General features: G+C 65.5%; 17 protein-coding genes. 11 read left to right on the top strand and 6 right to left on the bottom strand.

Going from position 1 to position 19,862, the window contains the following annotated elements:
• Positions 1–79 precede the first annotated feature (79 nt).
• A complete protein-coding gene (locus tag ASG57_RS18715) occupies positions 80–1,300 on the top strand; it encodes a citrate/2-methylcitrate synthase (protein WP_024339252.1) in 1,221 nt (406 codons plus the stop codon).
• Between the two features lie 63 nt (positions 1,301–1,363).
• On the opposite strand, the gene ASG57_RS18710 is transcribed toward ASG57_RS18715, so the two are convergent.
• On the bottom strand, positions 1,364–2,023 hold the full coding sequence (locus ASG57_RS18710; protein ID WP_057196972.1) for a DedA family protein: 660 nt from the start codon (positions 2,021–2,023) through the stop codon (positions 1,364–1,366).
• A 295-nt stretch (positions 2,024–2,318) separates the two neighbouring features.
• Here ASG57_RS18710 and cobS point away from each other — a divergent pair, with 295 nt between their 5' ends.
• From cobS to ASG57_RS18685, 5 genes are all read left to right on the top strand, one after another.
• The gene (gene cobS / locus ASG57_RS18705) at positions 2,319–3,317 is read left to right on the top strand and encodes a cobaltochelatase subunit CobS (RefSeq protein ID WP_057196971.1); all 999 of its coding nucleotides are present in this window, start codon (positions 2,319–2,321) and stop codon (positions 3,315–3,317) included.
• Between the two features lie 176 nt (positions 3,318–3,493).
• Positions 3,494–5,398 (top strand): cobaltochelatase subunit CobT, encoded by a 1,905-nt coding sequence (gene cobT, locus ASG57_RS18700; protein ID WP_024339249.1) that lies wholly within the window; start codon positions 3,494–3,496, stop codon positions 5,396–5,398.
• Entirely contained in the window at positions 5,395–6,492 is a 1,098-nt protein-coding gene (locus tag ASG57_RS18695; protein WP_057196970.1) for an esterase-like activity of phytase family protein, read from the top strand. The genes cobT and ASG57_RS18695 overlap by 4 nt, the downstream gene beginning before the upstream one ends.
• 153 nt (positions 6,493–6,645) lie before the next feature.
• Complete coding sequence (locus ASG57_RS18690; protein ID WP_057196969.1) at positions 6,646–7,758, top strand: NADH:flavin oxidoreductase/NADH oxidase; 1,113 nt, start codon at positions 6,646–6,648, stop codon at positions 7,756–7,758.
• 260 nt (positions 7,759–8,018) lie between these two features.
• The gene (locus ASG57_RS18685) at positions 8,019–8,426 is read left to right on the top strand and encodes a hypothetical protein (protein ID WP_024339246.1); all 408 of its coding nucleotides are present in this window, start codon (positions 8,019–8,021) and stop codon (positions 8,424–8,426) included.
• Positions 8,427–8,469: 43 nt separating this feature from the next.
• On the opposite strand, the gene ASG57_RS18680 is transcribed toward ASG57_RS18685, so the two are convergent.
• The 5 genes from ASG57_RS18680 to rpmB form a co-directional block, all read right to left on the bottom strand.
• Complete coding sequence (locus ASG57_RS18680; RefSeq protein WP_024339245.1) at positions 8,470–8,721, bottom strand: PilZ domain-containing protein; 252 nt, start codon at positions 8,719–8,721, stop codon at positions 8,470–8,472.
• Between the two features lie 171 nt (positions 8,722–8,892).
• Positions 8,893–10,224: a T6SS phospholipase effector Tle1-like catalytic domain-containing protein gene (locus ASG57_RS18675; RefSeq protein ID WP_057196968.1), complete on the bottom strand. Its 1,332-nt coding sequence runs from the start codon at positions 10,222–10,224 to the stop codon at positions 8,893–8,895.
• 66 nt (positions 10,225–10,290) lie between these two features.
• Positions 10,291–10,770, bottom strand: a complete 480-nt coding sequence (locus tag ASG57_RS18670) for a hypothetical protein (RefSeq protein WP_057196967.1) — start codon at positions 10,768–10,770, stop codon at positions 10,291–10,293.
• Between the two features lie 21 nt (positions 10,771–10,791).
• On the bottom strand, positions 10,792–11,658 hold the full coding sequence (locus ASG57_RS36835; protein ID WP_230646688.1) for a DUF3732 domain-containing protein: 867 nt from the start codon (positions 11,656–11,658) through the stop codon (positions 10,792–10,794).
• A gap of 422 nt (positions 11,659–12,080) precedes the next feature.
• Positions 12,081–12,389 carry a 50S ribosomal protein L28 gene (gene rpmB, locus ASG57_RS18660; protein ID WP_057196965.1) on the bottom strand — a complete coding sequence of 103 codons (309 nt, stop codon included), beginning with the start codon at positions 12,387–12,389 and terminating at the stop codon, positions 12,081–12,083.
• A gap of 507 nt (positions 12,390–12,896) precedes the next feature.
• Between rpmB and ASG57_RS18655 the strand changes: the two genes are divergently transcribed.
• From ASG57_RS18655 to ASG57_RS18635, 5 genes are all read left to right on the top strand, one after another.
• A complete protein-coding gene (locus ASG57_RS18655) occupies positions 12,897–13,751 on the top strand; it encodes a DUF3108 domain-containing protein (protein WP_502690803.1) in 855 nt (284 codons plus the stop codon).
• A 617-nt stretch (positions 13,752–14,368) separates the two neighbouring features.
• A complete protein-coding gene (locus tag ASG57_RS18650) occupies positions 14,369–17,803 on the top strand; it encodes a helicase-related protein (RefSeq protein ID WP_057196964.1) in 3,435 nt (1,144 codons plus the stop codon).
• A 21-nt stretch (positions 17,804–17,824) separates the two neighbouring features.
• Complete coding sequence (locus ASG57_RS18645) at positions 17,825–18,076, top strand: RNA-binding S4 domain-containing protein (protein WP_080654872.1); 252 nt, start codon at positions 17,825–17,827, stop codon at positions 18,074–18,076.
• A 132-nt stretch (positions 18,077–18,208) separates the two neighbouring features.
• Positions 18,209–18,547, top strand: coding sequence for a ferredoxin FdxA (gene fdxA, locus ASG57_RS18640; protein WP_024339238.1), 339 nt, complete (start codon positions 18,209–18,211; stop codon positions 18,545–18,547).
• A gap of 344 nt (positions 18,548–18,891) precedes the next feature.
• On the top strand, positions 18,892–19,719 hold the full coding sequence (locus ASG57_RS18635) for a CarD family transcriptional regulator (RefSeq protein WP_080654871.1): 828 nt from the start codon (positions 18,892–18,894) through the stop codon (positions 19,717–19,719).
• Positions 19,720–19,862: the final 143 nt, after the last annotated feature.

Below are 19,862 nucleotides of genomic sequence, written 5' to 3'. Positions count from 1 at the left end.
AAATCTCCCTTTTGCATCGCACGCAGGGGAAAGGTCAGGCCTCTCGACACATTGATCAATCTTGATTACATAAATCAACATGAAAAATTCTTCGGCGCTCTACTTGTCTGCCCGGGAAGCCGCCGCCGAGCTCGCGGTTTCCCCGGCCACCCTCTACGCCTATGTCAGCCGCGGCCTGATCCGCTCCGAGCCGACGCCGGACTCCAGGAAGAACCGCTACCGCGCCGAGGACGTCCGCGCGCTGAAGGAGCGCCGCGTGCCGTCGCCGGAGCCGCGCGGACTGCGTAGCTTCGATGCCGACCTGCCGGTGATGGACACCGAGATCTCGACCATCACCGAGGAGGGTGCGATCTACCGCGGCGTCAATTGCGTCGATCTTTCCGAGAGCGATACGCTTGAGCACACGGCGACGCTGCTCTGGGACGTCTCCGGCGTCGATCCGTTCGATCCGGACAATCAGCCGGAGATTTCCGATGAGATGCGCGCGATCGGCCAAGCCGCGCGCCGGGCCGCGCCGATCGACCGCGCCATCGCCGTGCTCGCGCTGGCCGCGAGCGCCGATCCCCGCGCCTTCACCCGAGCGCCCGACGGCCGCGCGCTCGTCGGTGCGCGCATCGTCCGCCTGCTGGTTGCGACCATGCTCAACGCCGAGCCGTCGGCCGAGCCGCTGCATCAGCAGATTGCCGGGGCCTGGGTGGCCGACAACAAGCATGCGCCCGACCTGATCCGCCGCGCGCTGGTGCTGCTCGCCGATCACGAGCTGAACGCCTCGACCTTCACCGCACGCTGTGCCGCCTCGACCGGCCTCAACCTCTACGACTCCGTCATCGCCGGGCTCGCCGCGCTCAAGGGCCCGAAGCATGGCGGTGCCGGCGTGCTGGCCTCGCAACTGGTGAAAGCGCTGGTCGATCGCGATGTCGAGCCGATGGTGCGCGAGCGCGTCGCGCTCGGCGAGCGCTTTGCCGGCTTCGGCCATGGTGTCTACAAGCGGGGCGACCCCCGCGCGCAATCGCTGCTCAATGCGCTGTCGCGCGCCGGGGCGCCGCGAAAGTTCACCCGCGAGGTGCCGGAGCGGATCGCCGAAGCCACCGGCGAATTCGTCAATATCGACTACGCGCTCGCCGTCCTCGTGCACGCGCTGCGCCTGCCCGCCGGCAGCGAGCTCGCTCTGTTCGCGATGGCCCGCAGCGTCGGCTGGATCGCGCATGCCAGCGAGCAATTGCAGTTCGGGAAGTTGATCAGGCCGAGGGCGAGATATGTGGGGCCTGCGCCGGGGCGTCGGGCGGGAGCTGCTGGTTAGAAGCTCGATGCCGGGCTGTCGTCCCCGCGTTCGCAGGGACGACACCTATGGCGTCGCAGCAGCCTACTCCCCCGGCTTGGCCACGGCGGCAGCGCCGTTCCGCCGACGGCGATAGATCCACATCCCAACGCTCGCCGTGACCGCAACGCCCACCACGGTCAGCATCCAGATATGCTTGCCGACATGCTCGTGATGATGCAGCCCGGCATAATCGTGCAGCGCGGTGACCGCGAGAACGCCCGGCAGCACATGCGCGGGGGCCCAAGCCAGGATCGCCGGGATGTTTACGGCGTAGAATCTCGCAGGCGCCATGCCCAGGGCGCCTGCGGTGACGGGCACGAAGGCGCGGATCGGCGGCACGAAGCGGGCGAAGAACACGGCCCACGTGCCGAAGCGGTTGAAGAAGTTTTCGCTCTCGGCGACCACGCGGGGATAATTGGTCAGCGGCCAGGTGCTGAGGATCTCGCGCTGGCGGCGGTGGCCGATCCAGTAGGCCGAGCCGTCTCCCAGCAGCGCGCCGGCTGCGGCCGCGAGCAGCACCCATGGCAGCTGCAGCTCGCCGCCCGGGACCAGCGCGCTCAGCGCCAGGATGATGGTCGAACCGGGGATCACCGATCCCACCACCGGCACGGCTTCGAGCAGCGCCGCCAGGAACAGGGTGAGATAGCCGAGCCAGGCATGGGCCGAGACGAAGGCGATGAGGGGATCGAGGAAGGATGTCACGTCGTCTCTGCGGCCGGCTGGAGAGCTGGAGTTCGGACCCTACATGGGCAGGCCCATGCCGCAACAGTGCCATCGCGGGCTGCTGCGCCCAAATCGCAGGGAAATTGGGCGTGATTCGCAAGGCAGCCCTCCAAAAACTGCGTTCCTTACCTATCTAAATGAAAAGACAACGGAACTTTGATTGTTGCCCGGGCTTCTGCCGGCTCGTTGTCTCTGATAGGTTGCTTTCCAGCACCCAGCCGCAGCCAACGTGCGAATAACCGGTTTCGGGACCGCCCGGGACCTCGGAGGATTGATGACGACCGCCGCCCTGTCCAAAGTTGAGGAAGTTTCCGGTCTGCCCGACATGAAGGTGTCGGTGCGCCAGGTGTTCGGGATCGACAGCGATCTCGAAGTGCCCGCCTATTCCGAAGTCGATCCTCACGTGCCCGAAGTCGATTCCGATTACCGCTTCGACCGCGCCACCACGCTCGCCATTCTCGCCGGCTTCGCCCGCAACCGCCGCGTGATGGTGACCGGCTATCACGGCACCGGCAAATCCACCCATATCGAGCAGGTCGCCGCCCGCCTGAACTGGCCCTGCGTGCGCGTCAACCTCGACAGCCACATCAGCCGCATCGATCTCGTCGGCAAGGACTCCATCGTGGTCCGCGACGGCAAGCAGGTCACCGAATTCCGCGACGGCATCCTGCCCTGGGCGCTGCAGCACAACGTTGCGCTGGTGTTCGACGAATACGACGCCGGCCGGCCGGACGTGATGTTCGTGATCCAGCGCGTGCTGGAGGTCTCCGGCCGCCTGACGCTGCTCGACCAGAACAAGGTGATCAAGCCGCATCCGGCGTTCCGCCTGTTCGCGACCGCCAACACCGTCGGCCTCGGCGATACCTCGGGCCTCTATCACGGCACCCAGCAGATCAACCAGGGCCAGATGGACCGCTGGTCGATCGTCACCACGCTGAACTATCTCAGCCACGACGAGGAAGTGGAGATCGTGCTGGCCAAGGCCAAGCACTATCGCACCCAGGAGGGCCGCGACATCGTCAACAAGATGGTGCGCCTGGCCGACCTCACCCGCAACGCCTTCGCCAACGGCGACCTGTCGACGGTGATGAGCCCGCGCACGGTGATCACCTGGGCGGAAAACGCCGACATCTTCGGTGACATCGGCTTTGCCTTCCGCGTCACCTTCCTCAACAAGTGCGACGAGCTCGAGCGTCCCCTGGTCGCCGAATTCTACCAGCGCTGCTTCAACGCCGAGCTGCCGGAATCGGCGGTGAACGTGGCGCTGAGCTGAGGTGTGGGATGTCGTCCCGGACCAGCGCAGCGCAGATCCGGGACCCATAACCACAGGCCGTGGTTTTGCGAAGAGCGGGGCCGTCAGTACCTCACTAACTGCTCCCTGTGGTTATGGGTCCCCGCCTTCGCGGGGACGACGGCTCGGGTTGAGCCTGGGACGACGGTGAGATCGAGATGAGCACCACCTCCAACTCCAAATTCCGCAACACCAAGGAAGCGCCGACCGAGCCGTTCAAGCGCTCGGTGGCCTCCTGCCTGAAGGCGATCGCGAAAGCGCCCGAGCTCGACGTCACCTTCGCGGCCGAGCGCCCGGGCCTTGCGCCCGGCAAGGCGCGGCTGCCCGAGCCGGCTCGGAAGATGACCAAGCGCGACGCTGCGATCGTGCGCGGCCATGCCGATTCCATCGCGCTCAAGATCGCCTGTCACGATCCCAAGGTGCATCGCAAGCTGATGCCCGGCAATCCGCAGGCGCGCGGCGTGTTCGAGGCGGTGGAGCAGGCCCGCGTCGAGGCGATCGGCGCGCGCCGCATGGCCGGCGTTGCCAAGAACCTCACCGCGATGCTCGACGACCATTTCCATCGCGGCAAGTTCGACGAGATCACCGACCGCGCCGACGCGCCGCTCGCCGATGCGCTGGCGATGCTGGTGCGCGAGCGCCTGACCGGCATGGCGCCGCCGGCCGCGGCCAAGAAGATGGTCGACCTCTGGCGTCCGATCCTCGAAGACAAGATCGGCAAGCGGCTCGACCGGCTCGACGGCGTGCTCGAGGACCAGTCCAAGTTTGGCGATGCCGTGCATGACCTGCTCTCGGCGCTCGAGCTCGGCGACGAGCGCAGCGCCGACAGCGAGGACAACGACGAGAACGACGAGAACCAGGACGGCGACAACGACCAGTCCGGCGCCGAGGGCTCGCCCGATTCCGACGCCGCGCAGGAGATGAGCGCCGACCAGGCGCAGGCCTCGAGCGAGGAGATGAGCGAGAGCGCGATGGAAAGCGCGCAGGCCTCGACATCCGACACCTTCGACGACGGCGAGCTCGGCGACGACGAGACGCCGGGCGAGGCGACGCGCCCGAACCAGCACGGCAAGAACGAGCCGCGCGGGCCGGAATACCACGCCTTCGCGCCCAAGTTCGACGAGGTCATCGCCGCCGAGGACCTCTGCGACCATGACGAGCTGGAGCGCCTGCGCGCCTATCTCGACAAGCAGCTCGCGCACCTGCAGGGCATCGTCGCCCGCCTCGCCAACCGCCTGCAGCGCAAGCTGATGGCGCAGCAGAACCGCGCCTGGGAGTTCGACCTCGAAGAGGGCATCCTCGACCCCGCGCGGCTGTCGCGCGTCGTCACCGATCCCTATCACCCGCTGTCCTTCATGCACGAGAAGGAGGCGACGTTCCGCGACACCGTGGTGACGCTGCTGCTCGACAATTCCGGCTCGATGCGCGGCCGCCCGATCACGGTCGCCGCGACCTGCGCCGACATTCTCGCGCGCACGCTGGAGCGTTGCGGCGTCAAGGTCGAGATCCTCGGCTTCACCACGCGCGCCTGGAAGGGCGGGCAATCGCGCGAGGCGTGGCTTGCCGCCGGCAAGCCGGCCAATCCCGGCCGCCTCAACGATCTCCGCCACATCATCTACAAGTCGGCGGATGCCCCCTGGCGCCGCGCGCGCAAGAACCTCGGCCTGATGATGCGCGAGGGGCTGCTGAAGGAGAACATCGACGGCGAGGCGCTGGACTGGGCGCACAAGCGCCTGCTCGGCCGGCCCGAGCAGCGCAAGATCCTGATGATGATCTCGGACGGTGCGCCGGTCGACGATTCCACGCTGTCGGTCAATCCCGGCAATTATCTCGAGCGGCACCTGCGCCACATCATCGAGGAGATCGAGACCCGCTCGCCGGTCGAGCTGATCGCGATCGGCATCGGCCATGACGTGACCCGGTATTATCGCCGCGCGGTGACGATCGTGGACGCCGAAGAGCTCGGCGGCGCCATCACCGAGAAGCTCGCCGAGCTGTTCAGCGAGACCAACACGGCGCCCACGCAAGCCCCCGGTCGCCCGCGACGCAAATTGCATTCGTGAGCACGCATTCGTCCCGCCGCAGCTTCCTTGGGCACGCCGCGGCGGGACTTTCCACTCTCGCCGTCTCCCGCATCGCGCAGGCGCAGGCCGCGGCCGAGCCGCCGCCAAGAACGGCTCAACGCGCGCTTCAGGTCGAGCACGCGGTCGCGGAGCCCGTCAGCGTCGAGGTCAATGCGCGCCCCATTCCCAATTTCGAGCCGCGCGACCGCTCGCGCACGCGCTTCGGCTCGCTGGACTATCGCAGCGGCCTGGTGCTGACCTCGCCCTATCGCGGCTTCGGCGGCCTGTCCGGCCTCCGCTTCCTCGACGGCAGGGGCGAGCGCTTCCTCGCCATCTCGGACCAGGGCGGCTGGTTCACCGGCGCCATCCGCTATTCCGGCCGCGAGATGACCGGACTTGCCGATGTCGAGGCCGCGCCGGTGCTGGGCCCCGACGGCCGGCCGATCACCGAGAAGAAGCTCTGGTACGACACCGAGTCGCTCGCGCGCGACGGCAATCTCGTCTATGTCGGGCTCGAGCGCGTCAACCAGATCCTGCGCTACGATTTCGCCAAGGGCGGCACGCGCGCCCGCGGCGAGGCGATCGCCATCCCGCCGGCCCTGCGCAAGCTGCCCTACAACAAGGGGCTTGAGGCGATGGTGGCCGTGCCGAAAGGCAAAGACCAGAAGTTGCCGCTCGCGGGCAGCCTGATCGCCTTCTCCGAGCGCGCGCTCGATGCCGACGGCAATCTCATCGCCTTCCTGATCGGCGGCGCCTCGCCCGGCCAGTTCAGCGTGCGGCGCACCGAGACCTACGACATCAGCGATGCCGTGCTGCTGCCCTCGGGCGAGCTGCTCATCCTCGAACGCAAATTCTCCTGGTTCACCGGCGTCAACATCCGCATCCGCGCGATCCCGCTGAAATCGATCGCGCCGGGCGCGCTGGTCGACGGTCCCGCGCTGTTCGCCGCCGATCTCGGTCACGAGATCGACAACATGGAAGCCATCGACGCCCACGTCACGAGCGAAGGCGAGACGGTGCTGACGCTGATCTCCGACGACAATTTCTCGATGCTGCAGCGGACCCTGCTGCTGCAATTCACGCTGACGGAGTAGGGCAGTCTGTCTCGGTGGGGACGCTGGCTTGCTTCAAAACGCCATTGCGGAAATGCACGCCCGGGCTACCCCCCATTCCCGCCGCGCAACTAGCAATCCGCCGCGCGCCCACTACACTCTCCCGCATCATCCTCCTTCCCCGGAACTCCCCGCATGTCCGTCCTGTTTTCCCCGATCAAGCTGCGCGGCCTGACCCTGAAGAACCGTCTCGTGGTGTCGCCGATGTGCCAGTATTCGGCCGAGGATGGCGTCGCCAATGACTGGCACTTCACCCACGTCAACAATCTCTGCCTGTCGGGCGCGGCGATGTTCTGCATCGAGGCGACCCATGTGGAGGCGATCGGCCGCATCACCCCGGGCTGCCTCGGGCTCTACAGCGACGCCTGCGAAGCCGCGCTGAAGCCGATCCTCAACTCGGTGCGCAGATATTCCTCGACCGCGATCGCGATGCAGCTCGCCCATGCCGGCCGCAAGGCCAGCAGTGCCAGGCCGTGGGACGGCGGCCAGCTGATTCCGGTGAGCGAGGGCGGCTGGCAGACCGTCGGCCCGTCGGCGGTGCCGCACAAGGAAGGCGAGGCCGCCCCGCTCGCGCTCGATGAAGCGGGCCTGAAGCGCATCCGCGAGGCCTTCGTCGATTCCGCCAGGCGCGCCGCGCGGCTCGGCATCGACGCCATCGAGGTGCACGGCGCGCACGGCTATCTCCTGCATCAATTCCTGTCGCCGATCTCGAACAGGCGCACCGACGAATATGGCGGCAGCCTCGAGAACCGCATGCGCTTCCCGCTGGAAGTGTTCGACGCGGTCCGCGCGGCATTCCCCGCCGACAAGCCGGTCGGCATGCGGGTGTCGTCGACCGACTGGGTCGAGGGCGGCTGGGACCTGGCGCAGACCGTCGCGTTCGCGAAAGCCTTGAAGGCGCGCGGCGTCGACTGGATCGATGCGTCCTCCGGCGGCGTCTCGCCGCTGCAGAAGATCCCGCTCGGCCCCGGCTACCAGGTGCAGTTCGCGGACGCGATCAAGCGCGAGACCGGCCTGCCCACCATCGCCGTCGGCCTGATCACGGAAGCGAAGCAGGCCGAAGAGATCGTCGCATCGGGCAAGGCCGACATGGTCGCGCTCGCCCGCGGCATGCTCTACGACCCGCGCTGGGCCTGGCACGCCGCCGCCGAGCTCGGCGGCCAGGTCGAAGCCCCGCCGCAATACTGGCGCTCGCAGCCCTCGACCCAGAAGGAGCTGTTCGGCAAGACCACGTTCGGCGCTAGGTAGGCAGCGCGCTGCCGCCCCCCGTCATTGCGAGCGCAGCGAAGCAATCCAGCATCCCTCCACGGAAAGACTCTGGATTGCTTCGCGGAGCCTGTCATCGGGCCGCGCGAAGCGCTGAGCCGTTGGCTCGCGATGACAATAGTAGGCAGGCGTGCACAAGGTGATTCAGGTGTTCTTCACCCCTCCGTAACTCCCCCGAGCTTCCACGGCCCGCCAAACTGGCCTAACCTTCCGCGAAACCAGAGGCAATGGAGGGGCTGCCCATGCGTTATCCTGTCCGCAAAGCGGCTCACATCTTCGAGCGCGTCGGCCTTGCGATGGCGGGCGCCGCCTGCGGGCTGTTCGTCGGCGCCCATGTCGGGTCGGCTATACCGATGCTGACGACGCAGGGCTTCCTGCTGCTGATGATGCTGCTCGGCGCCATCGGCTTCTATCTCGGCATCGACACGCCGCAGATGCCGTTCGACGATGCGCACAGCCAGATCGACGCCGCCGAGTTCATGAGCGCCGCCGGCACGCTGTTTGCGACGCTCACCGCCTTCGTCTCCGTCGTCGTCATCGTGCTCCGGCTCGACCCGCACATGACCTGGACCTGGCTCGTGTTCGCCGGCTGGCTCGCCGGCGTGGTCATGCAGATTGTCGCCGGCGCAAAGGCGAGGATGCGGAAGTAGCTGCGGTCGTGGTGCGAGAGGTCGCGCCGCGAGCACACCCCCTCTAGAACACCACGCCCACGCGCGTGCCGCGCTTCCACGCGATGCGGCAGCGCTTCTTGGTGTTGACGTGCAGGAGCTCGAAGCGATCGGGAATCTTCACCTGGCCGCCGAGATCGACGCAGGCTCCGCCGGGCGAATAGTCGATCAGCGTGCAGGGGATCACCGGCGCGCGCGGGTCGGTGATGATCTTGGCCTGCCGCGACACCAGCCCTGCGGGCTTCACGCGGGTAAATCGGCGCGGATGCTGTGGCACGTCTCCTCCAAGTCCGCAGGTTCGCGGTGATCGTGCCGAATGATCGCAAGGAGATGATGCGATCCGGCTAAGGCGCGGAGGAGAATTTTAATGAAAAGTGTCGGCGAAGCTGAAAAGCGGCGGTAGCTGGCCACCCGCCAGGGGAGGGTAAGGGACAGCGTGCCGCGATCCTCACGGCTCCGCCATCTCCCCCGCCTCCAGGTCCGCCCCCGGCTCCACCGGCATCGGCACGGTCACGTAGTCCTTCGGCATGTTCACCGGCCGGTAGTCCGGCTCCACCGCCATCCGCTTCAGCACGCTCTCGTGCACATGCGCGCCCTCGGGAATGACGCGCGGCTCGGCGTCGGGGATGTAGAAGCCGAGCACCACCTTGCGCTCCGGCCATTCCCTGTATGTCGCGCGCTTCGGCACATATTCCAGCAGGCGCCAGGCCCAGTTCATGGAATCGTGCAGCGTGCCGGTCTTGCCGGTGAAGGCGGGCGCCACGTAGTGGAACGGCGAGTTCTTGCGCTGGACGCCCCAGGCGAGCTGGTTCACGGTGCGCGGGTTGAACTTCAGCCCGGCCTTCGCGGCCTCCGCGATCATCCACAGCAGCGGATATTTCGATTGCCCGCTCTCCGCCTCCGGATAGCCGCCGCCGACGTCGCCATGCACGCCGGCGAACCACACCTGCCGGATGTCCTGCGGCACCTTCTTCTCGTCGGGCACGTAGCGGTTGCTCCAGAACTCCTGCGGCTCGCGGTATTGCTTCAGGCGGAACATGCAGCGCCGCTCGTCGATCGCGATCGCCTGCCGGAAGATCCTGATGCTGGGGTTGCGCAGCGTGAAGGCAAGCTCCTCCAGGCTCGGCCAGAACAGGCGGTCGGGGCGCGGCACGATCACGCTGGCCACGCTGTCCCATACGCCGACGAAGTGGATGGTCGGCCACCGCGTCGAGGTGATGCGCGCGAACTGCGCGGCGAGATCGAACTTGTCCTTAGGGACCGGCCCGCTCTCGTCGAAAGCGACGTCCTCGACGTCGGCGGCATCGTTGCCGTGCCCGGTGCCGGAATATTGCTTGTAGGCGATCAGCCCGCTCCCTGCGAGGTTCGCCTGCTCCGGCGAGATCAGGCCGATCTTGTGGATCAGCCCCGCCAGCACGCGCACCGTGTAGGCCCCGCGCGAGAAGCCGAACAGGTAGATCCTGTCGCCGGGCGCGTAATGCTGGACCAGGAAGCAATAGGCCGAGAGCAAATTGTCATCGAGCCCGTAGCCGGTGGCGAGCCCCAGCACCATGTTGACGTTGGCCTTGAAGCGGTGCCACGTCGTCGGCTCCGTCACCGTGCCGACCCCGGGATCGTAGAACACCATCTGCCGCGGCTGCGTCCTGTCCGTCTTGCGCAGGCAGCGATAGAGCTTCAGGACGTTGGAGATGTTCTCGCTGATCTCGTTGCCGGTGCCGTCACAGCAGATGACGAGATGCTTCGGCTCCGTCTTGCGATCGGCGGTGGCTGCGGACTCCATGGGCTGCGCCTCCGGGTGATGCTACCGGGGCGAGTATAGTGGGAAATGAGGAAGTGTGCGTCGAATCTATTCGCTGTGAATTCGGACCCTTTCGGTTTGCGACACTTCCTCTGTCAGTACAAGCAAGAAGCCGCAGCAAATAGCAGTCGCGTAAATTATGACTTCGCTAGGGGCAGCGCCCGTCAGTTCAGCTTGGAGCTTCTCAAAAGCCTGGAATACAATGGCTCGTAATCGGCTTACGTCAATCTGTAGAACCTCGTCCTTGTTACGGTGCGCGATCCTGTTCCTGATCGTGTTGATCAGTGTCATCATTTCCCATTCTGGCCTGTCATGTGCAATTGGCGTATATGCGCGTGCCACCGCCAGCTTGTCGTAGTAGGATAGACGAGCCTGGTGAAGATATTTCGGATGGGCAAAGATGGCGTTCAAGTAGTCGTCGAGATTCCCTTCGATCTCCAAATGCGCATTCAGGGCGATTGCGATGGAACTCTCGACGTGACGCAAACTCTCTCGAAACTTGTCAATGAAGTTATCGTATTCTGACATCTTTGGCCGGACTCGCTAAGACTACCATTCGGAAGGTACAAGAGCTTGGCCGCGCCACTCTTCGGTTAGAGCGACTCCGGGAAGGTCACCCCAAACGCCTTCGTCAGCATGATCAAGCACGATAATCTGAAGGCGACCGCCGGCGGCTTCCGCTTCTCGCCCCAACAGGGCAAATATCTTGCGGACAGCTACGACGTCTTGATCACGGAGAGTGAAACCCTCGGCCGTATCATCGCTCGCGGCCCGCTTTGGAAAATAGACTTGGCTCGGTTGATCGTAGACCAGAAAACCCGGTACGAAATGTTGGGGCTCTGTCAGGAAGAACTTTTGCAGTGCAAGCGTCAGGCTAACGTGATATGCAAGCCAATTTGCACCACTGCCGATTTCCCAAAGATAGTCGTCTCGACTACCGCGAATTACTTTGATCGTAAGGTCCTCAATTATGAGTTTGACTGGTGCACCCGGCCATTCAGCATCGAGTTGGGGGACCATTTGGCTGGTCATGCTCTCAACTCTAGCAAGAGCATTGCTCAATTTGCGACGGATCTCTGCTTCGGAAATGACCTTTTGAACATCTTCGATTTGTTTTCGAAGTGCGGCGATCTCCGTACGCAGGTTTGACGATTGGTCCGCACGGTCATACAACTGCAGTGCTTGCTCAAGACGCCCTAAGAAACGTTCAACCCGATCAAAATGGTTGGTAGCTTCACGTGCGATCTCGGAAGCTCGTTCCAAGTTGGAAATTTCATTTCGAGTTTCGTTCAGCTGGCTGAGTACTTCCTCTGTGGCCGATCGCTGTCTGAGCATTTCTTTGTCAAGCGTGCCTGATACGCTTGGAAGGGACTTGAGCCTTACGTCCAGGGCGTCGAGACTGTCGCAAAGCTGCATCAGCTTGCCTCTGCCGCCTCCACTAAGCTCGGCTAGCTACATCATCTAATAATTCCAAGGAGACCTGAGCCCCGCTGGGACAAGTCAGAAGGTGATAGCAAAGTCGAACCGGTTGCAGCGCGAAGCCCAAATATGGCCCGGGTGCAGCATGCTTTGCAGCCTTTACAGCAACGTTCATTCCGCCCCTACTTCGTGGACCGAGACGTCTTTCTCCCTTTTCTTTTTATGCACGCCGCGGTTGATGGCAAATAGGGCTAAAGCATAGGCTGCGAATCGCAACGAAGGGAGTCCTCGCAGTAGGATGCCGCTACGTTGATACACAACAAAAACGGCCGGATCTTCCGATCCGGCCGCCACTCAAACTCTACTCGGCTAAGCCTACGCCACGCGACGCAACCTAGCCCCCGCCCGATTCAAAAAACTCAGCTCGCCTGCTTCGCCGGAGCGGCGTCGCCGACCTTCTTCTGGATGGCGCGCTTCAGCTCGAGGGCGCGCGGCGACAAATTGTCGGCGTCGGCCTTGAGCAGGAAGGGGTCGAGGCCGCCATTGTGGTCGACGCTCTTGACCGCGTTGGTGGAGACGCGCAGGCGCACGTTGCGGCCGAGAGCCTCCGACTGGAACGTCACGTTGACGAGGTTCGGCAGGAAGCGGCGCTTGGTCTTGATGTTGGAGTGGCTGACCTTGTGGCCGACGAGGGGGCCCTTGGCCGTCAGTTCGCAGCGGCGAGACATGGTAGAAATCCTCAATCTAAGCCCCCAACGATCTGCGGCCGCCATTCTGGGCGCCACGGGGGCAAATTCTTTCGTCCTTGCAGGGAGCGGGCGGACGTATAGGGGGGAAGGGGCGTTGCGTCAAGTTTTCGGGGCTGTTGGGACGCGGGTTTTCGTGCCGCCACCCTGGTGTCATCGCCCGGCCTTGACCGGGCGATCCAGTACGCCGAGGCGGCGCGGCTGGCCAGAGGAGCCGCGCCGTACCGGATGCCCCGATCGAGCCGGGGCATGACGTCGGAGAGAGCGGGAGAGGCGGGAGCCCGCGGCAGCCGCCCCATCATCAAAACGGCAATGTTTGTCGCGCCTTACCATCACATAAAGGGCGTATTCGCGCTTGATGAGTCCAGTGGAGTTCCCGGCCCTTTCGGGCCCGGCTACATTGCTTGCCGCGGTTTTTGGCTTAAGTAACAGCGCATCGCGCTCCGATTGGATTGTTTCGTGCCGACAACGCCTCATTTTGCGCAAGAGCTGCGCCCGGTCCGTCCGCGTTTTGCCGGCAGGCTGGTGGCGCTTTGCGCGCTGGGCCTCGGGTCCGGCCTGGCGTTCGGCGCGGCGCCGGCGGCGGCGCAGGGCAAGCTCGAGGCGCAATATGAGGCCTCGCTGGCCGGCATTCCCGTCGGCAAGGGCGCCTGGAACATCGATATCCAGGACGACGTGTTCTCGGCGGCCGCCTCCGGCGGCACCTCGGGGCTGCTCAAGTCGTTCACCGGCGGGGCCGGCACCGGCGCCAGCCAGGGGCGCGTCGTGGGTGGCGCGCTGGTCGCGACCGGCTACCAGGCCTCCACCACCACCCAGAAGAAGACCGAGGAAATCCGCATCACCCTCGACAAGGGCAATGTGAAGGATTTCTCCATCCTGCCGGAGCCGCCGGTCGATCCTGACCGCATCGTCGTCACCGAGGCGCATCGCCGCGGCGTCTGGGACCCCATGACCGCCTCGCTGCTGCGCGTGCCCGGCACCGGCGATCCCGTCTCGCCGGAAGCCTGCCGCAACGCGGCGCCGGTGTTCGACGGCCGCATGCGCTACGAACTCAAGCTCGATTTCAAGCGCATGGACACGGTGAAGGCGGAAAAGGGCTACAAGGGCCCGGTCGTGGTCTGCTCGATCTATTTCGTGCCGATCGCCGGCTACATCCCTGATCGCCCCGTGATCAAGTACCTCGCCGCCCAGCGCAACATGGAGATCGCGTTCGCCCCCATCGCCGGCACGCGCATCCTGGTCCCGTTCTGGCTGAAGGTGCCGACGCCGCTGGGGCCGGCCATGCTGGAAGCCACCAGCTTCGTCACCTCGGCCCAGCCCCCGCGCGTCGCCAAGACGCAGTAGGCGCGCTGCGCAGCTCGCTCTCTCTCGGCGTCATTCCGCCCTCGCGCCAGGGGGCGCGCCACGGAATGGCGAACGAAATCGGGTCCGGAAGCGGGCCCCAATGATTTCAACGACTTGCCTACTGTGCATGGGGTTGTTTTGCAAAATGGGTTGGGAAGGCGGCCATCCATCCGCTTCGAAGACGATGGATGCGGGCCAAGCCCGCGCATGACGCGCCGGGAATCCATTTGACTCCTGCCCGATTCTGATTCGACTCGGGGCCGTCCCCAGTTTTAACGGTCTCGCCCGCTTGTGCGCCTGCGCAAAACTCCATCTAGTGCGCAGCCATTGCGAGTCCCGCGACATGTTGCGGGAACGGAACAGGACTCAATCGGGAGTCAGCGATTCGGCCGCGATTCGTTCTAGAGTCGTTCCGAAGCTTAAAGCGAACGGGAAAAGCGTCGCAAAGTGAAACAGTTGCGCGGGGTTCGGGGGATGGGCGTTCCCACACCGGGGCATGACAGCGGAGCGCGTGGCTGGCCGCCCGGCGTTCGGAGACATGGCTGACACTGCCAGCCCCCACACCGCCCCATCCAGCACTGACATTCGCCCAAATCGGCACTACCTAATCCCCACACATGGCTTTTTCCTCCTCCCCCTTCGCTTCCGAGCGCGCCCTTCACGATCGAGTGCCTGGCGCGGGCGTCACCGCGGTGCTCGGGCCGACCAACACCGGCAAGACCCATCTCGCCATCGAGCGGATGCTCGCGCATCCCTCCGGCATGATCGGCCTGCCGCTGCGCCTGCTCGCGCGCGAGGTCTACAACAAGATCGCCGCCAGGGCCGGTGAAGCCAGCGTCGCGCTCGTCACCGGCGAAGAGAAGATCAAGCCGAAGAACCCGCGCTATTGGGTCTCGACGGTCGAGGCGATGCCGCGCGACCTCGACGTCTCCTTCCTCGCCGTCGACGAGGTGCAGATCGCCGCCGATCTCGAGCGCGGCCACGTCTTCACCGATCGCATCCTCAACCGCCGCGGCCGCGACGAGACGCTGCTGCTTGGGGCCGCCACGATGCGGCCGATCATCGAGCGGCTGCTGCCGGGCGTCTCCATGATCACGCGGCCCCGGCTGTCGCAGCTCGAATTCGCCGGCGACCGCAAGATCACGCGCCAGCCGCGCCGCACCGCCATCGTCGCGTTCTCGGCCGATGAAGTTTACGCCATCGCCGAGCTGATCCGGCGCCAGCACGGCGGCGCCGCCGTGGTGCTGGGCTCGCTCAGCCCGCGCACGCGCAATGCGCAGGTCGCGATGTTCCAGAACGGCGACGTCGATTATCTCGTCGCCACCGACGCCGTCGGCATGGGCCTCAATCTCGACGTCGACCACGTCGCCTTCGCCTCCGACCGCAAGTTCGACGGCTACCAGTTCCGCCGGCTCACGCCGTCCGAATTCGCGCAGATCGCCGGCCGCGCCGGCCGCGCCACCCGCAACGGCACGTTCGGCACCACGGGCCGCTGCGCGCCGTTCGAGCCCGAGCTCGTCAACGCGCTGCAGAACCACACCTTCGATCCCGTGAAGGTGCTGCAATGGCGCAACGCCAGGCTGGATTTCTCCTCGCTCGGCGCGCTCCAGGTCTCGCTCAACCTCGCTCCAGGCCATGAGGCGCTGACGCGCGCGCCGATCGCCGAGGACATGCGCGTGCTCGATCACGCCGCCCGCGACGGCGAGGTGCGCGATATCGCGCATGGCAAGGTTGCGGTGGAGCGGCTGTGGGAAGCCTGCCAGGTCCCGGACTATCGCAAGCTGTCGCCGGCCGCCCATGCCGAGCTGGTGACGACGCTGTACGGCTTCCTGATGCAGAAGGGATGCATCCCCGATTCCTGGTTCGAGGCCCAGGTCACCCAGGCCGACCGCATCGACGGCGACATCGACACGCTGTCGGCCCGAATCGCGCAGATCCGCACCTGGACCTTCGTGGCCAACCGCCCCGACTGGCTGAGAGACCCCGAGCGCTGGCAGGGGATCACGCGGGAAGTCGAAAATAAATTATCGGATGCGCTCCATGAACGCTTGACTGAGCGTTTCGTTGATCGCCGGACCAGTGTATTGATGCGCCGCCTGCGGGAGAACACGAGCTTGAATACTGAAATCGGCAAGACCGGCGAAGTCATCGTCGAAGGCCATGTCATCGGCCGCCTCGACGGCTTCACCTTTGCACCGGATGCGGCGGAAGCCGGCTCCGATGCGAAAGCCTTGCAGGCTGCAGCGCAAGCCGTGCTCGCCGGCGAGATCAACGCCCGCGCCGAAAAGCTGGGCAATGCCCCGGACGAGCAGTTCGTGCTGACCTCCGAAGGCATCATCCGCTGGACCGGCGATGCCGTGGCGCGACTGTCTGCCGCAGACGAGGCGCTGCATCCGCGCATCCGCATCATCTCCGACGAGCGCCTGACCGGCCCCCCTCGCGACAAGGTGCAGGCGCGGCTCGAGCTCTGGCTCAAGACGCATATCGAGAAGCTGCTCGGGCCGATGTTCGAGCTGTCGAAGGCCGAGGACGTCACCGGCATCGCTCGCGGCATCGCCTATCAGCTGGTCGAGGCGCTCGGCGTGCTGGAGCGGCCCAAGATCGCGAACGAGCTGAAGGATCTCGACCAGCCCTCGCGCGCCGTTCTGCGCAAATACGGCGTCCGCTTCGGCGCCTATCACATCTATTTCCCGGGCCTGCTCAAGCCCGCCGCGCGTGCGCTCGCAGCGCTGTTGTGGGCGCTGAAGCAGGACAATGTCGATCTCTCCGCGCTCTCGGGCGCGCAGCATCTGGCATCGTCGGGCCGCACCTCGTTTCCGGTCGACAAGGCTCTGCCGCGCGACGCCTATCGCGTGCTCGGCTACAAGCAGGCCGGCGAACGCGCCGTTCGCGTCGACATCCTGGAGCGGCTGGCCGATCTGATCCGCCCGGCGCTGGCCTGGCGCGAGAATTCGCCCGGCGAAAAGCCGGCCGGCGCGTTCGACGGCCGCAGCTTCGTCGTCACACAGGCGATGACCTCGCTCACCGGCTCGGCCGGCGAGGACTTCGCCTCGGTGCTGCGCGCGCTCGGCTATCGCATGGAGAAGCGTCCGCCGCTGCCGCCGAAGCCTGTCGTGGCCGAGACGGTCGCTGCAGAAACGGTCGCTACAGAGACGGTCGTGGCCGAGACGCCGCCGGTCGAAGGCAGCGCGGAGACCTCGACCGAGACTGCGGCAGAGGCCGTTGCCGGCCTGCCGGCGGAAATGACTCCCGCGACCGAAGCCGCTGTCGAAGCTGTCACGGTCGAAGACGCGCCCGGAATGGAGCCGCGCGACGAGCCCGCTCAAGAGGAGCCGGCGCTCGAAGCGACTCCCGAGGCTCCCGTCACGCCCGAAGATGCCCCCGGCATAGCGCCGCCGGCCGAAGAGGCTCCTGCGTCCACCGAGGCTGCCGGGCTCGAAGCCGCTGCTGCCGAGACTGCCGCGGTTGAAGCTGCCGCATCGCCCGACGCTGCGGCGCCCGAGGCTCCGGCCGCGCCCGCAGAGCCCGAACTCGTCGAAGTCTGGCGTCCCGCCGGCCGTCACGAGGATCGCAAGCCGCGCCACGAGCGCCATCGCCATCAGCGTCACCACAACCAGCCGCGCACACAGCCGGGTGCTGAGACTGGAGCTGCACCCGGTGCGGCGAGCGCCGCGCCCGGTGAAGCGGCCGAAGGCGCGAAGCCGGGCCATCGCCATGGCGGACATCGCAAGGACTTCCGCAAGGGCCGCGAAGGTGGCGAGGGCGGCGATCGCCGCGACGACCGCAATCGCAGCTTCCAGGGCAAGGATCGCGACAACAAGGATCGCGATCGCAACCGCGACAACAAGGGCAAATTCGGCGGCGATCGTGACAAGGGCCGCGAGCATCGCGGCCGCGACCGCGACAAGGGGCGCGATCGCCAGGGCGGTCCGTCGCTGCGTCCCTACGCCTCGAGCGCGAACCCGCGCGAGCGCGATCGTCCGGCTGATCCGAACTCGCCCTTCGCCAAGCTCGCCGCGTTGAAGGAGCAGCTCTCGGGGCGGAAGGAGTAGCCCACGACCGAGCGGCAGCGCATCGACAAATGGCTGTGGCACGCCCGTGTGGTGAAGGCGCGCAGCTCGGCCGCTGAGCTCGTCGTCACCGGCCACGTCCGCGTCAACGGCGCGCGCGAGACATCGCCCGGGCATGCGATCAAGGCCGGCGACGTCCTCACCATCGCGCTCGATCGCACCGTCCGCGTCCTGAAGGTCATCGCCTTCAACGAACGCCGCGGCGATGCGGCCTCGGCGCGGGTCCTCTATGAGGAGCTCGGGACGCGCAATTAATTGCGCTTCTTATTCATTTCTTGGTCGATCAAGCGCACAAAGCCGTCATGATCGGGCCTTCCCGATCTTGCGGCGCCGGGCCATCCGCGCTACGCAAGCCGCGACTTTTGAAAGAGCTTTTCGGAGCGTTGGATGACTTACGTCGTCACTGAAAACTGCATCAAGTGCAAGTACACCGACTGCGTCGAGGTCTGCCCGGTCGATTGCTTCTACGAGGGCGACAACATGCTCGTCATCCACCCCGACGAGTGCATCGATTGCGGCGTGTGCGAGCCGGAATGCCCTGCCGACGCCATCAAGCCGGACACGGAACCGGGCCTGGAAAAGTGGCTCGGGGTCAACGCCGAGTACGCCAAGAGCTGGCCGAACATCACCCAGAAGAAAGAATCGCCTGCCGACGCCAAGGAGTTCGACGGCATGGAGGGCAAGTTCGAGAAATATTTTTCTCCGAACCCGGGCTCCGGCGATTAATTCGGGCCCAAACTTAACCCTAATAGCGGCCCTTCCGCCGAAAACCAGCCCTGAAGACCCCTAAATCATTGATTTTTGCGGGAAATGTGCTATATTGGGCACATTAAGCCGAACCCCGTCAGCCCGTTGGCCCCTCTGGGTTCCCGTGAAAACCAAATGTCGAACAGGGGCGTGGCAGTTTCCGCGCGCAGGCTGTGTCACAGAAAACGCGTAAAAAGAGTACTTCAGCGAGGGCTTCCCATAAGGAGGCCAAAAAAGTCGCCGCGGCCAGCCGTAGCGCATCCAAGGGTCGGACCGCGACGAAGGCGCCGGCTGCAAAGTCCTCGAAGAACAAAAGAAGCGCAATGCCTAACAAGACTGCCAAACCGGCCGCGAAAGCGACCGCTGCCAAGCCTGCTGCCGCCAAGCCTGCCGCTGCGAAGTCTGCTGCCGCCAAGCCCGTGACTGCCAAGGCTCCCGCTGCCAAGCCCGCGACGAAGGCCCCTGTTGCTGCTGCGCCTGCCAAGGCGCCCGCCGTCACCAAGCCCGCTGCCGCGCCGAAGGTCGAGGAAAAGAAGGTCGTGACCCAGCGTCAGGGCTTCAAGGCCAACGAATTCGTCGTCTATCCCGCTCACGGCGTCGGCCAGATCCTCGCCATCGAGGAGCAGGAGATCGCCGGGGCCAAGCTTGAGCTGTTCGTCATCAACTTCATCAAGGACAAGATGACGCTGCGCGTTCCGACCGCCAAGGTCGCCAATGTCGGCATGCGCAAGCTGTCCGATCCGGCGCTGGTCAAGAAGGCGCTGGAGACGCTCAAGGGCCGCGCCCGCGTCAAGCGGACCATGTGGTCGCGCCGTGCCCAGGAGTACGAAGCGAAGATCAATTCGGGCGACATCGTCGCGATCGCGGAAGTCGTGCGCGATCTCTACCGCTCGGAATCGCAGCCGGAGCAGTCCTACAGCGAACGCCAGCTCTATGAGGCAGCGCTCGACCGTCTGTCCCGCGAGATCGCGGTGGTGCAGCACTCGACCGAGACCGAAGCGGTCAAGGAGATCGAGGCCCAGCTCGCCAAGAGCCCGCGTCGCGCCAACGCCAAGGCGGAAGCCGCCGATGGCGAGGGTGACACGGATGCCGAGGGCGATGCCGATGATACCGATGGCGACGACACCACCGTCGCCGACGAGGCGGCGTAAGCCCCTCGCTGCCTCGACCGCAACAGATCAAAAGCCCGGCCGCTTCAGGCTGTGTGGAAAGCCGGGCAAATCGGCTAGGATGGCCGCCTCGGGAACGGGGTGGCCATTTTCATGGGATACATAGCCGGCGAGGATCGGGATCA

The organism is Bradyrhizobium sp. Leaf396, from assembly GCF_001424605.1.
In the GTDB taxonomy this organism is placed as follows: domain Bacteria; phylum Pseudomonadota; class Alphaproteobacteria; order Rhizobiales; family Xanthobacteraceae; genus Bradyrhizobium; species Bradyrhizobium japonicum_C.
Note: the sequence above shows the minus strand (reverse complement) of the source record. Positions and strands in the feature narration are given on the sequence as shown.

Excerpts from the sequence above, each read along its gene's own strand:
- ASG57_RS18715 (WP_024339252.1), top strand. The coding sequence starts at position 80 with ATGAAAAATTCTTCGGCGCTCTACTTGTCTGCCCGGGAAGCCGCCGCC.
- cobS (WP_057196971.1), top strand. The coding sequence starts at position 2,319 with ATGACGACCGCCGCCCTGTCCAAAGTTGAGGAAGTTTCCGGTCTGCCC.
- cobT (WP_024339249.1), top strand. The coding sequence starts at position 3,494 with ATGAGCACCACCTCCAACTCCAAATTCCGCAACACCAAGGAAGCGCCG.
- ASG57_RS18690 (WP_057196969.1), top strand. The coding sequence starts at position 6,646 with ATGTCCGTCCTGTTTTCCCCGATCAAGCTGCGCGGCCTGACCCTGAAG.
- ASG57_RS18685 (WP_024339246.1), top strand. The coding sequence starts at position 8,019 with ATGCGTTATCCTGTCCGCAAAGCGGCTCACATCTTCGAGCGCGTCGGC.
- ASG57_RS18675 (WP_057196968.1), bottom strand. The coding sequence starts at position 10,224 with ATGGAGTCCGCAGCCACCGCCGATCGCAAGACGGAGCCGAAGCATCTC.
- ASG57_RS18670 (WP_057196967.1), bottom strand. The coding sequence starts at position 10,770 with ATGTCAGAATACGATAACTTCATTGACAAGTTTCGAGAGAGTTTGCGT.
- ASG57_RS36835 (WP_230646688.1), bottom strand. The coding sequence starts at position 11,658 with ATGCAGCTTTGCGACAGTCTCGACGCCCTGGACGTAAGGCTCAAGTCC.
- rpmB (WP_057196965.1), bottom strand. The coding sequence starts at position 12,389 with ATGTCTCGCCGCTGCGAACTGACGGCCAAGGGCCCCCTCGTCGGCCAC.
- ASG57_RS18650 (WP_057196964.1), top strand. The coding sequence starts at position 14,369 with ATGGCTTTTTCCTCCTCCCCCTTCGCTTCCGAGCGCGCCCTTCACGAT.
- fdxA (WP_024339238.1), top strand. The coding sequence starts at position 18,209 with ATGACTTACGTCGTCACTGAAAACTGCATCAAGTGCAAGTACACCGAC.
- ASG57_RS18635 (WP_080654871.1), top strand. The coding sequence starts at position 18,892 with ATGCCTAACAAGACTGCCAAACCGGCCGCGAAAGCGACCGCTGCCAAG.